This window comes from Streptomyces sp. NPDC002795 (assembly GCF_042888725.1).
Taxonomy (GTDB): domain Bacteria; phylum Actinomycetota; class Actinomycetes; order Streptomycetales; family Streptomycetaceae; genus Streptomyces.
This window is the reverse complement of record NZ_JBIAQB010000008.1, coordinates 381,120-394,983: the sequence shown is the minus strand read 5'-3', so window position 1 is coordinate 394,983 and position 13,864 is coordinate 381,120. Positions and strand designations below refer to the sequence as shown.

The window sequence follows — 13,864 nt, the reverse complement described above, 5'->3', positions numbered from 1 at the left end:
TGTTTGGGAGACTTGGGCGTGGGTGGTGGAAGCAGTGCGTCGGGCCGACTGCCGCTCAGGGACCGGGGCGCCACGGCCGCTCTGGGGGTACTGCCGATTCGGCGATCGGGTGTGTGGGGCGGTGGAGGTCAGGCCGCCCACGGTTCATCGAGTTCCGTGAACGTCGCCAACTGCTCGGCCGACATGCGGACGGCCTGTTCGACCCCGGGCAGATACGTACGGGCTGTGTCTCCCACGCCCTCGTGCACGAGCCACCGTTCGTCGACCATCCGAGGAGCAGGTGTGGTGTTGACGGTGTCCAGCACGCGGGTGAAGGCACCGCACGCGGCGATGTCGCTCTGCAGCGCGATCCGGGGGTCGTCGAGGTGGGCGAGGAGGTTGCGCAGCGGAGAGGTGCGGTCGTGCTGACTCGGCCGGCCGTCCAGGACCAGAAGGTCCCGGGTGTAGTGCAGTTCGGCGCGGAGCCGGCTGCCGTGGACGATGATGACTGGTTCGCTCGGAGTCTGCGCCGCCAGGGTCACCGCGACGGTGATGACCGTGCCGCGCCGGCTGGTCATCCGCAGACACGAGGTGTCATCGGTCTCGATGTCCCGGACCCGGAAGAGCTCGGTGTCGAGTGCGGTGATGTCGTCCCAGTCAGTGCTGGCGTCCAGGGCCAGGGCTGTGGCCACGGCATGGGCGAAGGGGTTGGTCAGCGCGCCGTCCGCGACGGGAACGCCCCTGAGCTCCCGCCGACCGGCCCAGGACGCACGCCGGTAGTAGGCGGCATCCCGGGACCATGCGCCGTAGCAGCCGATGCCCTCGACCCTGCCCAGGGTTCCGGCGCCGATCAGCTCACGGAGCCGCGCGTAGGCGCCGGAGCCAAGGCTCTGGAAGCCGACCTGGCAGCTCACCCCTGCGGAACGGGCGAGCGCGGCCAGTTCGCGCCATTCCGCGGCACTCGGTGCGGGGGGCTTCTCCAGCATCAAGTGGCAGCCGGCGTTCAACGCGGCCCGGCCCAGGGGCAGATGGGTGTGGATGGGCGTGGACACGATCGCCACGTCCGGGTGAGTAAGGGTGAGCAGGCGATCGAGGCTGGTGTCGAACGGCCGGTCCGCGAAGGGCTGGTGCGCGGTCGCCGTGGGGGGCCGCACGTCACACAGCCCCACCAGGCGAACAGCGCCCTCGGCCTCCAGCTCGGTGATCTCACGCAGGTACGTGCTGCCGTAGCCCGATGTCCCGGCGAGCACGACGGTCCGGGTCACCTGGTCCTTCTCCCTTCCACGGCGACCGCGGCCAGGACGAGCAGACCGGGCAGGACCGGGGTGAACGCGGGGACCTCAAAGGCCACGATGCCCAGCACCACGAGGGCGCCGACCAGCATCACGCTGCCGGTGAAGTCGCGCGGCACGGACTCGACCGCGTCGGCCAGCGTGGCTCGCCACGCGTTGCCCGGCCGCCATTGCGCGGCGCTGCGGATGCCGACGAGCACGACGAACATCAGGGCCAGGCCGATCAGAAGGCCGATCGGCCGCCCCCCGGGAACCCCCGCGGCCAGCGCGAGCATGTCCACGCCCGCCACCGCCAGCGCGACCACGGGGGCAAGCAGGACCACCGGCTGCCTCAGGGATCCGGCAAGCAGCGTGAAGAAGCGCCGCACGGTGGGGGTCTTCTGCGTTTCGGTCAGCTCGCGCAGGAGGGCGGCGCCGGCGCCCGCAGCGGCAAGCGAGGTGACCACGGGCACGGAGGCGACGCTGACCAGGACGCCGATGAGCAGGACTTCTGCGGGCAGTTCCAGATGACGCATCAGGCCCGTGCGCGCACTGCGGCCGGCGACCTGCGGAGCGTTCGTCTGCATGGTCATCCCTTCAGGCCCGACGTGGAGACACCGTCGACGAGGAAGCGCTGGAACGCGATGAAGAAGAGGACGATGGGGATCAGCGCGAGGACGGACATCGCGAACATCGGCCCGAACGCGGATTTGCTGCTTTGGTCGACGAACATCTGCAGGGCCAGTGGCAGCGTGAACTTCGAGGGGTCGTTCAGGTAGATCAGCTGGCTGAAGAAGTCGTTCCAGGTCCAGATGAACGTGAAGATCGAGGTGGTGATGACGGCGGGCCGCAGGAGCGGCAGCATCACGTACCAGAAGGTACGGAAGGGTCCGCAGCCGTCGATGGTCGCGCTCTCGTCGAGTTCGCGGGGCAGGCCGCGCACGAACTGCACCACGAGGAAGACGAAGAAGGCTTCTGTGGCGAAGAACTTCGGCAGGACCAGGGGCCAGAAGGTGTTCACCATGTCCAGCTTCTGGAAGATGATGTACTGCGGGATCAGCACGACATGGTGCGGCAGCATGATCGTGGAGAGCATGAAGGCGAAGAGCGGCCCGCGGCCGCGGAATTGCATCCTGCCGAAGGCGTAGCCGGCCACCGCACAGGACAGCACGTTGCCGATCACCGCCAGGCCGGAGACGATCAGTGAGTTGCCGAAGTACTGCCAGACGCTGTAGCCGGCCACCCCGCCGAAGACCTCGCTGTAGTTGGAGGTCGTCGCGTGGTCGGGCAGTACGGAGAGGTTGGTCAGCACCTCGCCGGCAGGCTTGAACGAGCTGGAAATCAGCCACACCACGGGGTACATCAGGACCACGACCAGCGCGGTGACACCCACGTACCAGATGGCGCTGCGCGCGGTACCGCCGTGCTTCGGCCGGTTCCCCCTCCCGGCCAGGTGGGGCGTTGTTGCGACTTGAGTGCTCATCGGTTGCCCTCCCCGGCGTAGAAGACCCACCTGCGCGAGCTGCGGAAGAGCAGGACGGTGATGACGGCGATCGTGAGCAGCAGGACCCAGGCCATGGCCGAGGCGTATCCCATCTCGAAGTTGGTGAAGCCTCGTTGGTAGAGGTACAGCGTGTACAGAAGCGTGGAGTCGCTGGGACCTCCGCGGCCGCTGCCGATGACGAACGCCCCCGTGAAGGACTGGAATGCCTGGATGACCTCCAGCACGAGGTTGAACAGCACCACGGGTGTGATCATCGGGAGTGTGACGGACAAGAAGCGGCGGATGGGGCCGGCACCGTCGAGTTCGGCTGCCTCATACAGGTCCTTGGGCACCTGCTTCAGGCCCGCCAGGAAGATGACCATCGGGGCGCCGAACTGCCAGACGGCCAGGGCGATCACGGTCAGCAAGGCGTACCGCGGCTGGTCGACCATGCTGCCCACGTGGATGCCGAAGACGCCCAGTGCGCTGTCGACGGTTCCGTTGGCGCCGAACAGGGAGCGCCATACCAGCGCCACGCTGACACTCGCGCCCAGCAGCGAGGGGGCGTAGAAGGCCGAGCGGTAGAACCCTGTGCCGCGGCGCTGCTTGTTGAGAAGGATTGCGATACCGAGTGCCACGGCGAGCTTGAGCGGAACGGAGATGAAGGCGAACCTGATCGTCACCCACACGGCGTTCCAGTAGCGGTCGTCCTCCGTGAACATCCGCTCGAAGTTCTGCAGCCCCACCCACTTGGGCGTGTTGAAGAGGTCGTAGTCGGTGAAGGCCAGGTAGAGCGAGGCCAACATCGGGCCGATGGTCAGCAGTGAGGCACCGATGACCCAGGGGGACAGGAATACATAGGCTGCCCCGGTCCGCTTCCAGCGCCCTCGTGGGGGCGGCTCTCGCACGGTTTCGGGACCCACCTTTTCCGCTTGCTCTCCCGCTGGGCGAGCCTGTGCGATGGTCGGCATCGCGTCATCCTTTCTGCGGCTCCCCGCGGCCACGGTGGGCCGCGGGGACAGGCCGTACTAGCTCAGACCCTGCTCGGCGTTCTCCACGACCTTCGCCGCGCCCTCGGACACGCTGGTCTTGCCGAAGATCACTTCGTCGAAGACGCGCTGGAAGTCGGACTTGAGGGCCGCACTGCCACTGGGCCAGAACCAGGTGTCCGACGGCATGAGCCGGTCGGCCATCTTCTTCTGGAAGTCGCATGTCTGCTTGTCAGGGCCGGTGGAGTCGGCGCAGATCGCGTCCATGTTGTCGGAGTTGGCAGGTGTGCCGCGGGTCGTGCCCAACACCTTGCCGGCTTCCGGGTCGTTGACCAGGAAGTTCATCAGGAGGGCGGCGGCATCCTTGTGGGACGAGTGCTGACTGACCCCGTAGTACACCGGCGGCAGAGCGGGCATGCCGGACGCGGTCTTGCTGTCCGTCGGGAGCGGGGCGAGTCCGATCGTGCCGCCCTGGTAGGTGGTGGCGTAGCTGGTGACACCCGAGTCGTAGGAGGTCTCCGAGGCGGACTCCTTGGCGACCAGGGGAGAGTTCTGGACCGAGCCGTCCGACTTGGTGGTGACCTGGGGTGAGGTGACGGCCTTCTTCTGGCGCAGGGACCCCAGCATGTTCCAGTACTCGGCGAGGTCGTCCTTGGTGAAGCCGAGCTTTGTCTTGCTGGCGTAGAGCGCCTTGCCGCGCTGGTGCAGCCATGTCTCGAACAGGTCGGCCGACCAGCCGAAGTCGGACATGCCGGCCCGGCCGGTCTTCTTCTTCACCTTGACCATGTCGGCTTCGAACTGCTTCCAGGTCCACCCGTTCTCCGGCACGGTGACACCGGCCTTGGAGAACAACTCCTTGTCGTAGACGACGAGTTCGGTGGTGAGGCCGGCGGGCATCGCGTACTGACCCTTGTCGGACTTGCCGCCTGCGAGCAGGTTGGCGGGAATCTTGTCGGTCTTCAGTGACTTGCCCATGTACGTCGACAGGTCGGCCAGTTGGTGCTTCTGCTGGTACTCGCCGAAGGTGGGGCGGTCGAGCTGCAGCAGGTCGGGCGCGGCTCCGCCGGCGATCTGCGTGGTCAGCTTCTGAACGTACGCGGGGTAGCCGCTGAATTCGGTGTTGACCTTGATGTTCGGATGCTTCTTCTCGAACAGCGCCACCGCCTTCTCAGTGGCTTCGGCGCGGTCCTCGTTGCCCCACCAGACGAAGCGGATCGTCTGCTTTGCATCGCTGCCCACGTTGTCCGAGGACGATGAGCATGCGGTGAGTGTCCCGGTCAGCGTGAACGCGACGGCGGCTGCGGTCCACACGCTCACGCGGGCCGGACGGGGGATGCGACCTCTCATGGGAGTCCCTTTGTCGATTCGAGGGTGGATCGGTTCCATGAGTGGGGGTTCCAGGAACCGTGCGTGGTGCTCATGTCCTGTCCACCGAGGGAGCTCAACGGCATCGTGTGCCTGTTCCTCAGTTCCGTGAACGCTCACGTGAACGTTCACGGTAGGATGGCGGAGACGTTACGACGGTGCTTCGGTGGCGTCAATACGTGGCGCTAGGACATCGAACCGGGCGCCCGCATAATGAACGTCGTCCACGAGCGGGGAGAGAAAGTGGCCAAGCAGCGGATCACGATCGAGGACGTTGCCCGGGAGGCGGGTGTCTCCCGGCAGACGGTCACGCGCGCCATGAAGGACATGGCGGAGATCAGCCCCAAGACCCGGGAGCGCGTCCTTGAGGCGGCGAAGACGCTCGGATATCGCCCGAGTCGGTTCGCCAGCAACCTCGCCTCGAGTCAGCGGAGTCATGCGATCGGGCTGGTGATCGCGTCGTTCCGCAACCCGTACTACACCGAACTGGCCGCGGAGGTCCTGGACGTCGCCACGGCACGCGGCTGGCAGGTCGTCGTGTGTTCGCGCGAGCAGGGCACAGACCTCGAACTGATCGCGACGCTGGCGGGTCAGGTCGACGCCATCTTCGGCTACTTCGTCGCCCCTGACCAGGCAGCCCTTGCCGCCGCTGCGCAGGGGGTCCCCGTGGTGATGTTTGAACGGACGGCCGCTGTGCCCGGACTTCACTCGGTCGACCTCGACTTCGAGCGCGGCATCGAGGCACTCCTGGCTGAACTCAGAGACCGCGGCGCCTCCCGCTTCGGCCTCATCGAGTCCGATGCCGCGAGCGACCCCAATCCGTATCAACCCACCCAGCGCCGACGCGCGTACGAGAAGCTCGCGGGACCCGGTTCCCTCGACGCGATCGTCATCGCCGAGGAGTCGATGCGAGGCGGCGCCGATGGGTTCCAGCGACTGTGGGACTCCACCCCGGGTCTGGACGCGGTGCTCGTGTTCAACGACCTGATGGCCATGGGGGCCGTGCACGGTGCCCACACGCTCGGCGTGTCCATCCCCGACGACGTGCGCGTCGTCGGTATCGACGGGCTCTCACTCGGCAGCGTCACCACTCCCTCGCTCTCCACGCTGTCCATCGACCGTCTCGCGGTGGCGAAAGCCGCGGCAGACATCGTGGACGCACTCCTGGAGGCACCGGATGCCGGGCCGCGCGATTCGATCATCCGTACCGTCACACCACAGCCGCTGTGGCGTGAATCCGCATGACGGAGGCTCCCCGATCGATGCCGGCGCCGGCATCGATCGGGGAGCCGGCAGGATCAGCGGACCTCGAAGGCACCGAGGTCGGGTGCTTCGCCCTTGTAGGGCAGGTCGACGTCGGTGCCCTCGTCAATGAGGTCGCCCGTCGATGTGGGGCGCAGGTTCGGTAGGGACGGAAGGCTGCCGTCTGCTTGCCGGGGGGCGTCCCACCCGGTGCTCGACGTGCTCTGGAACTGCCCGTCGGACAGCGGTGTACCGAGGTCCCACGTGTTGTGCGAGGAGTCGGTGCCCGTCATGTTCGAGGTCAGGGTGCCGCCGTAGGCGATGTTGTTGCGGAGGTTTCCCAGACCGGTGGACTCGCCGCTGGGCGAGACGCCGAGCATGTTGAAGTCGGGGTGGTTGTCGTATCCGGTGTTGTTGAAGAAGTCGTTCGCCACAGGGTGGTGGTTCGCGTAGAAGCCCGCTGCCCCGTTGTTGAAGGCGACGGACTGGCGCACGGTGTGCTTGACCCCGTAGTCGACGTACTCGCCGCCGTAGCCGCCCGCCTTGAAGCCGTTGCCGTCCCCGGCCCGTGTGTCGGTCCCCGGGACGTATCCGCTGGACCAGGCCCATGACGACTCGATGGTCACCGAGGAGCGGGCGCTGATGAGATCGAACCCGTCGTCCGAGTTGTTCCAGGCCCTGTTTCCTCGGAAGACGTTGCCGGGATTGTCCGCGGGGATGTGTGCCCCGAAGCCGTCGGCGTTGGTGCCTGCGCCACTGGAGCTCTTCGCGTCGTAGTTGTCGTGTGAGTCCGTGTTGAGGACGAGGTTGTCGCCGCCGTCCTGCAGGAACAGGCCCGGTCCCGTGATGTCGTGGATGTCGAGGTGCTCGTAGGTGTTGTTGCTTCCGGAGTTCCAGACGCCCCAGGACTCGTGGTTGAGGGTGTTGTTCTGCGGAACCCCGGCGATTTCCAGGCCCTTGAGGTGGATCCAGCTGCCGGTGACGTCGAAACCCTTGATCCGGCAGTCGTCGGTCATGTCCGAGAAGTCGAAGACCGGATTCTCTCCGGGATAGGCCCAGTAGCGGATCGGACTGCCCGAGGCGCCGCTCTTGTTCAGCGTGACGGCGTCGACCCGGGCGGTCTGGCTCGCGCAACTGGTGCTCGCGTGGCTGTAGGTGTACGTGCCGCCGCGGAAGTAGACGGTGTCGCCCGGCTCGGCGATGCTCTGGGCATGGGCGATCGAGGCCCAGGGGGCGTCCTTGGTGCCGGTCGCGCTGTCGCTGCCGCCAGGCGCGACGTAGTACACCGCGGCGGCCTGCGATTGCGGTTCATTGGTCGTTGTTCCCTGCGCCGCAGCCGAGTTGGTGGCGGCCGCGAGGACGCTCACGATCGCGGCCGTGCTGAGCAGAGCCTGCGTCGCGCGATGGGATGTTGTCATTCGCCCACTCCGAATCGTCCGGTCGTACCGATGAGTTGGTCGTACGGATGAGTTGCAGGGAAGCCCGGGTGATGCAGCGGTCACCCGGTGTCGCGGAGAGCTGTCGGTGTGCGGTCACGGAGCCTGGTCCGGGGCGACGGCGAGCAGGGCGATGGTCGCCAGGATGTTCTGCGCGACGCCGTTGGTGCCGAAGTCGGCCTGGGGCAGCTCGTCGACCTTGCTGAACACCGCGGACCCGTCGACGTGTACGGGGTCGGGCCAGGCCTTGCCCCCGCCGTCGTTGCGGAACGTGTCCCAACCGCGCTGCTGCACGGCCGGTTCCTTGGTCTGCTCGCCCGCCCAGGCCGTCATCCGCGAGTAGAAGACCCCGGGGGCGCCGGTGCTGAACTTGAAGCCGAAGTGGTCGGTGATCTCGGAGGCCGGCGCCTGCACGTAGCGGCAGAACTCGACCAGCTTCGCCCGGAACTCGGGTACGTCGATCAGGTCCGTGGTCTCCCACATGATCTGTTCGCCGCAGAAGACCATGGACAGGTTCACCTTGCCCCAGTCGCCGCCGAGCTTGAGATCGCTGATGTGGCCGGTGGCGGGGTCGTAGCCGACGGCGCCCCCTTGCTGGCCGGTGAACAGGCCGGCCGGGAGCTTGGCGATGTCCCGCATGCCGGTGACGATGCGGTCGCGCCACTTGTTGTCGCCGGTGCGCTCCCATTCGGTGAGCCAGTTGCTGACGAGGGCGTACCAGTCGGGGCCGAGCCGAATCACGGTCGGAACACCTGCGGGAGCGTCGAGGTAGTCGCGCAGCGGCGGGTACTTCAGCAGGGTCGAGTCCAGTTTCAGCGGTACGCGCATGGCGTCGCCTACGAACTCGTCGGCGGTGAGGTAGTACATGAAGCGCTTGGTGTAGGCCTCGGAGACGCGGGGTTCCTTGCCGCCGTCGGCGAAGTGCTGCACGTCGTGTCGAGAACCGAGCCCGGCGAACGGTCCGGTGTGGATGGTGTCCGTCTCGGTCACATGCCGGGTCATCGCCCGCGCGAGGTGGAACGTCTGCGGGTCTCCCGTTCTCAGGAACTGGTACCACAGCGCCGCGTCCGAGCCGAGTTCGGCGTTGTCCCAGGCGAAACCGCCGACGTCGTAACGCCAGGTGTGCCGGTCGCTGTCGTAGGTGTGCATGATGTCGCCGTAGTCCCAGAACCCGTACCACTGACGCTGCTTGACCTGCTCGGTGTAGAACTCGACGCTGCCGGCGATCGAGTCCTCTAGCTGCTTGCGGGCCGGGGTGCTGCGGTCGGGCAGGCTCCACCGGCCGAACACGTCGACACCGTGGTACGTCTTCGGGTCGGCGACCAGCTGGGGGCGGGCGAGAGTGGTGGCGAGGGTCGCCACGTCGTCGCGGGACGGCGTGGAGTCGAGCGCCCACAGCTGCATGTCCGTGGAGCGGGCCATACCGGTGGACATGCCGAAGCCGTAGCGGTCGTCCTCGTAGGCGAGATCGAGTCCATGGCTGGCCTCGTCGTAGGCACGAAGGTCCATCGGCTCGGCGTGCGGCGACCAGGACCACAGGGTGACCGTCGCCGTGTCCTTGGCCGCGTCACGGATGTCGAAGGCGCGCGGAAACTGCTGCCAGAAGTCCCGCAGCCCGAAGCCAAGACCGCCGCTGACCCCGCCGACGTACCCGAACCCGGGCGCGCGGTCGGCGAAGCCCGCGTGCTTCAGCCAGGCGGCCTTCCGCGATGTGCGCTTCCACACCGCGCACTGCGTGGCCGAGTGCTGCACCAGACTGAAGTCGCCCCACTGAGGAAGGTCCTTCCAGCCCGCCTGCACGGTGGATGCCCATTCCGACACCGGCGGTGTCTCGGTGCCCGCGATCTGGGCCGACCGCACCGCCTCGCCCGGGTCACGGCGCAGCCCGGTCAGCCCGAGGACCGCCTCGCTCCACACACCCTTGTCCGGACCGGCGAAGCGGATGTGCCGGTTGTACGGCTGGTCACTCATCGGCACGGACAGCTGGAGCCCAAGACCCCGGATGAAGTCGCTCGACGCCTTCCCGTCCCAGACGAACTGGTGCATCACCCGCAGCGACTCGTCCCCGGCACCCAGGTACACGCGCAGCGTCCAGGGCAGGATCGCCCGGCTGCCACTGCCGTGGCGCGAAGACGAGTCCTTCCGGTACCGGCCGGTCAGTCTGACCACGGCACGCACCGGCCCTGACTGCTCGATCTCGGCCTCCTCGACGACGCCGCTCCACGCGGTGTGCCGTGGGTTGGCCGTGTCCTCAGGACCGTCCTGCAACATCAGTATCAAGCGGCCGTCGTGCGCGGTGGCCCGGCCGCCGCGGGCGATCGACCGGATGGCCACGGGGCCGCCGCGCGCGATGCGGATGTCCACGACACCGTTGGCCAGCCGGATCTCGTCCCCGCTGCGCTTCGCCGTCACCGGCTGCTTCGGGGCGGCCGGTGTCCCCGGGGCCAGGTGGCAGCCGTCGGCGAGGGCGGTGGAGGACACGGCGTGGCCGGTCCACTTCAGCGTGCCGTCCGGCCAATACGCCAGCGGCCAGGACTGCACCGGCACCTGGTCGTTGTCGTCGTCCTGGAGCGCGAACCTGGTGTCGGCCGCGACCTTGCCCTGGGGCCAGGGGACGCCCCAGGCAGTACCGGTGGTGGCGGCGGGCCGGCCGTCCAGCCAGTGCAGGTCCACCCCCTGAGCGGCATCGCTCGACGACGCGGCTGATGCGGAACGTGGTGTGTCGGCTGCCGACGCCCGGCCGCCTGGGCCGAGGGCGAGAGCGGTCGCGGCGATCGAGGCGCCGCTGAGGAAGGTGCGGCGGTTGAGCGGGGATGCCTCGGACATGAGCGGCCTCCGGTGGGTTCTGATCTACGTGGGTGAGGGCGGGGGAGCGAACGGCGAGAGCCGGGACGCGCGCATGCCGACAGCAGGCTCCGGCGAAGCGAGGGCGGAGCCGGCCGTCTGCCGGACGAAGCGCGGTCAGGGAGTCGCTGTCAGGGTGTTCCGCTTACGCGGGCGGTGCGTTGCCGCCCTCGGAGAGCACCAGCAGGTCCGGCGTGACATGACGCTGGGCGCCGTCGGGAAACGTCAGCACCAGTTCCTGCCCCTCTCCGGTCTCGGCACGTGCGCCGCGGTGAAGGGCCTGCGGGTCGTCGCGGACGGCGGGATCACTGGTGAGGACGACCAGCGTGACCAGCATCCGTACGCCCACTGCGGACGTGGTGAGCAGCGGGACTGCCGAATGCCGCCCGAAGGCGTTGAGCCCCTCGCCGCGAACGATGCCTGCCGCGTCCGGCCGTCCTGCGCTCTCCCAGCCCAACAGCCCGGCTACGACCGTGGTCAGGCCGTCGGAGCGGCGGGCCAGCGCCCAACCGTCACCGGTCTCTCCGGCCACCACGGGATGGTCGTCGGCCACCGCCCACCCGCTCTCGCGGATCGTGACAGGGTGCTCGGTCTCGACGCGGTGCAGGCGCATTTCCCAGGGGCCATGGACCACGCTGACCGTGCTGATGACCGCATCGGTGTCATCGGCGAGCGTGGCGGCGCTGTGCCACGATGCGGCGCGATCGCCCTGGCAGTGCAGCGGGTGGATCCGGCGACGGCGCGTCGCGGTGTCGGCGGCCGACTCGGCCCAGATGTGGTTGTCCGCGACCGCGGGCACATCGTCGGGCGGGGTCTGCGGGGCGGTGGCGCTGGAGTAGGCGAACCGCGTGTAGTGCGGGCTTTCGGGGAGCGTCGAAGGAGGCGGCGGCTGCCGGTCGCTTCCGTGGTTGACCAGGCGCACGATTCCGTCGGCGGCCGTGGAGTGCAGCAGCCAGCCCGGGGCGGGCAGCGACACCACTTGGTCTTCGCTGTCGACCGGTCCCGGTTCCTCCTCCGCCGTCCACACCGGGTGGTCGGCCGCCAACAGCAGCCCCAGGAAGGCCTTGCTCGCCCAGTACGGGGACGCCGGCCCCGAATAGGCCTGAGTGACAGGCAGATAGGGCCCGTACCACCCCAACGTGAGCAGGCCGTCCTCGCCAGGAACCCCACGGTCGGCGAAGTGTTTGAGCGCCCCGGACGCCAGACGTCGAGTACGGCCCGGAGACAGGGGATTGGCGTCGGCCAGGGCAGCCACCCACAAGGGTGCCGCGGTGGCATATCGGTACGTCAGGGACCTGCCCTGGTGGACCGGCGCGCCGTCGGCACCGAAGAAGTGCTGGTGTACGCCGACGAACGCGCGCAGACGCTCACGGTGCACGGCCACCAGCCCGGCATCCGCGCGCGGTCCGGCGATCCGCGCCCACAGGGCCGGATACAGGTGCAGCGCCAGGGCGTTGTAGTAGTCGAACTTCCGGCCGGCGCCGTCCGTGTACCAGCCGTCTCCCCGGTACCAGTCCTCCAGGCGCGCCAGCCCTGCGTCGATCTCGGCCCGGCTGTGCGGGGCGTCGACCGAGGCGAGGAACTCCTCCACCACGACCTGGAAGAGTCGCCAGTTGGAGTCGTTGGCTCTGGCACCGACGAAACCGCCCAGCCACACCGCGGTGTTGTGCCGTACGCGTTCGTCGAGGTGCTCCCACAGCCACGGCCGGGTCTCGTGCAACGCGATGGCGATGGACGCGGCCTCGACCATGGACTGCGAGCCGTCGGCGATCGGTGGCCAGTGCTCGGGGTGGTGCGGGTCGGTGCCCGCCGCCAGGCCTGACGCGTACCGTTCGAGCAGGTCACTGATCAGGCTGCTGCCGGGGGCGTCGCGCCCTGCGGCACCCGCGATGCGGCACGCGGCCAGGAGGAACGATCGGGCGTAGCCCTCCAGACCGTCCGACCACGCCCCCGCGTGGCCCGTGCGGCCGGGCAGCCGGAACTGGGCGAAGTGCGGTGTGGCGTAAGGGAGAAGACCGGCGAGCAGTCGGTCGGCGGCGGCCTCCCAGTGCGAGCGGGTATAGCCCGTGTACGGCGAGAGGACTGCGTCCGGCGCGAGCAACGCCGCGCGTGTGAGGGGGAGTTGGGGTGCGGTCATGCTGGGGTGAGACCTCCAGGGATGCGCGGCGACCGGTGGGGTGTCGGGGCACCCACGCTGTGCCGTACGACGATGTGCGTGCCCAGGACGTGGCGGGTGGCGGTGGCCGGGTCGTCCTCGGCGCGCAGGGCCAGCCGCACGGCGGCGCGGCCCAGTTCCTCCGCGGGGGTGCGCACGGTGGTCAGGGGCGGGTTGAAGTCCTGGGCGAGCGGGATGTCGTTGTAGCCGACGACGGAGAGGTCGTCCGGCACGCGCAGGCCCGCGTCGGTGACGGCGCGCAGCGCGCCCGCGGCGACCATGTCGTCTCCTGCGACGACGGCGGTGAAGTCCGCGCGCTCGCCCAGAAGTTGGGACATGGCGTGATAGCCGCGGCTGCGGCCCAGACCGCAGTCGATGACATCGGCTGCTTCGGGTTCCAGGCCGTGTGCGGCCAGCGCGGCGCGGTATCCGGCCACCCGGGCGTCGAGCGCGGTGTTCCCGGGCAGCCCGCCCAGGAACACGATCCGCCGGTGGCCCGCCGATATCAGGTGGCTGGTGATGGCGCGGGCGCCGGCCTCGTTGTCGAACTCCACAGCAAACAGGGGGAGTTCGGGGTCCGGGGAGGGGCGTCCGCACAGGGCGAGACGTGAGCCTGCCGCGTCGAGCGCCTGGGCGTAGCGCGCGACCCGCTTCCGGTACGCGTCGTCCTCGATGATGCCGCCCACGAGGATCACCAGGCCCGCGCCCTCCTCGCGCATCAACTGCACGAGCTCCATCTCCCGGTGCGCACTCCCGCCGGTGCTGCTGACCAGGCACAGCCGGCCGTGGTCCGCGGCCTCGGCCTCGACGCCCTCGGCTACCTGCGCGTAGAACGGGTTGGTCACCTGGCGCAGGATGACGGCGACCGTGTTGCGGCCGCCGCCCACGAGAGCGCGTGCGTGGGCGGCGGCGACATAGTCCAGGGACTGCGCGGCCCGCAGCACCCGGGTGCGCGTGCCAGGCGGCACCGGGTAGTTGCCACTGAGGACCCGCGAGACGGTCGCGGGCGACACTCCTGCCCGTTGTGCCACCTCTCGGATGGTGACCCGTCCCCTTGCCGCCATGCCCGACTCCCTTTGCTCGATGGTTCGTTGTCACGC

10 protein-coding genes are annotated in these 13,864 nt (G+C 68.7%); 1 reads left to right on the top strand and 9 read right to left on the bottom strand.

Going from position 1 to position 13,864, the window contains the following annotated elements; translation table 11 throughout:
- Positions 1-128: 128 nt before the first annotated feature.
- Genes ACFYWS_RS25625 through ACFYWS_RS25605 form a run of 5 tightly spaced genes read right to left on the bottom strand, consistent with a single transcriptional unit; the run spans position 129 to position 5,069 of the window.
- A complete protein-coding gene (locus ACFYWS_RS25625; RefSeq protein WP_389280442.1) occupies positions 129-1,244 on the bottom strand; it encodes a Gfo/Idh/MocA family protein in 1,116 nt (371 codons plus the stop codon).
- The gene (locus tag ACFYWS_RS25620; protein WP_389280441.1) at positions 1,241-1,837 is read right to left on the bottom strand and encodes a hypothetical protein; all 597 of its coding nucleotides are present in this window, start codon (positions 1,835-1,837) and stop codon (positions 1,241-1,243) included. Before ACFYWS_RS25620 ends, ACFYWS_RS25625 begins: the two co-directional genes overlap by 4 nt.
- Before the next feature lie 2 nt (positions 1,838-1,839).
- Positions 1,840-2,733, bottom strand: a complete 894-nt coding sequence (locus tag ACFYWS_RS25615; protein WP_389280440.1) for a carbohydrate ABC transporter permease — start codon at positions 2,731-2,733, stop codon at positions 1,840-1,842.
- Positions 2,730-3,704 (bottom strand): carbohydrate ABC transporter permease, encoded by a 975-nt coding sequence (locus tag ACFYWS_RS25610; RefSeq protein WP_389280439.1) that lies wholly within the window; start codon positions 3,702-3,704, stop codon positions 2,730-2,732. The genes ACFYWS_RS25615 and ACFYWS_RS25610 overlap by 4 nt, the downstream gene beginning before the upstream one ends.
- Positions 3,705-3,761: 57 nt before the next feature.
- Positions 3,762-5,069, bottom strand: coding sequence for an ABC transporter substrate-binding protein (locus tag ACFYWS_RS25605; RefSeq protein WP_389280438.1), 1,308 nt, complete (start codon positions 5,067-5,069; stop codon positions 3,762-3,764).
- A 261-nt stretch (positions 5,070-5,330) separates the two neighbouring features.
- Here ACFYWS_RS25605 and ACFYWS_RS25600 point away from each other — a divergent pair, with 261 nt between their 5' ends.
- Positions 5,331-6,332 (top strand): LacI family DNA-binding transcriptional regulator, encoded by a 1,002-nt coding sequence (locus tag ACFYWS_RS25600; protein WP_389280437.1) that lies wholly within the window; start codon positions 5,331-5,333, stop codon positions 6,330-6,332.
- A 53-nt stretch (positions 6,333-6,385) separates the two neighbouring features.
- Here the strand turns inward: ACFYWS_RS25600 and ACFYWS_RS25595 are convergent, their stop codons facing one another.
- From ACFYWS_RS25595 to ACFYWS_RS25580, 4 genes are all read right to left on the bottom strand, one after another.
- Positions 6,386-7,747: a right-handed parallel beta-helix repeat-containing protein gene (locus ACFYWS_RS25595; protein WP_389280436.1), complete on the bottom strand. Its 1,362-nt coding sequence runs from the start codon at positions 7,745-7,747 to the stop codon at positions 6,386-6,388.
- A gap of 114 nt (positions 7,748-7,861) precedes the next feature.
- Entirely contained in the window at positions 7,862-10,591 is a 2,730-nt protein-coding gene (locus tag ACFYWS_RS25590) for a hypothetical protein (RefSeq protein ID WP_389280435.1), read from the bottom strand.
- A 163-nt stretch (positions 10,592-10,754) separates the two neighbouring features.
- Complete coding sequence (locus tag ACFYWS_RS25585) at positions 10,755-12,746, bottom strand: DUF2264 domain-containing protein (protein ID WP_389280434.1); 1,992 nt, start codon at positions 12,744-12,746, stop codon at positions 10,755-10,757.
- A complete protein-coding gene (locus tag ACFYWS_RS25580) occupies positions 12,743-13,828 on the bottom strand; it encodes a LacI family DNA-binding transcriptional regulator (RefSeq protein ID WP_389280433.1) in 1,086 nt (361 codons plus the stop codon). Before ACFYWS_RS25580 ends, ACFYWS_RS25585 begins: the two co-directional genes overlap by 4 nt.
- Positions 13,829-13,864: the final 36 nt, after the last annotated feature.

Bases quoted from the DNA above. Each gene is read 5' to 3' on its own strand.
- ACFYWS_RS25585 (WP_389280434.1), bottom strand. From the start codon at position 12,746: ATGACCGCACCCCAACTCCCCCTCACACGCGCGGCGTTGCTCGCGCCG.
- ACFYWS_RS25580 (WP_389280433.1), bottom strand. From the start codon at position 13,828: ATGGCGGCAAGGGGACGGGTCACCATCCGAGAGGTGGCACAACGGGCA.
- ACFYWS_RS25595 (WP_389280436.1), bottom strand. From the start codon at position 7,747: ATGACAACATCCCATCGCGCGACGCAGGCTCTGCTCAGCACGGCCGCG.
- ACFYWS_RS25615 (WP_389280440.1), bottom strand. From the start codon at position 2,733: ATGAGCACTCAAGTCGCAACAACGCCCCACCTGGCCGGGAGGGGGAAC.
- ACFYWS_RS25610 (WP_389280439.1), bottom strand. From the start codon at position 3,704: ATGCCGACCATCGCACAGGCTCGCCCAGCGGGAGAGCAAGCGGAAAAG.
- ACFYWS_RS25620 (WP_389280441.1), bottom strand. From the start codon at position 1,837: ATGCAGACGAACGCTCCGCAGGTCGCCGGCCGCAGTGCGCGCACGGGC.
- ACFYWS_RS25590 (WP_389280435.1), bottom strand. From the start codon at position 10,591: ATGTCCGAGGCATCCCCGCTCAACCGCCGCACCTTCCTCAGCGGCGCC.
- ACFYWS_RS25605 (WP_389280438.1), bottom strand. From the start codon at position 5,069: ATGAGAGGTCGCATCCCCCGTCCGGCCCGCGTGAGCGTGTGGACCGCA.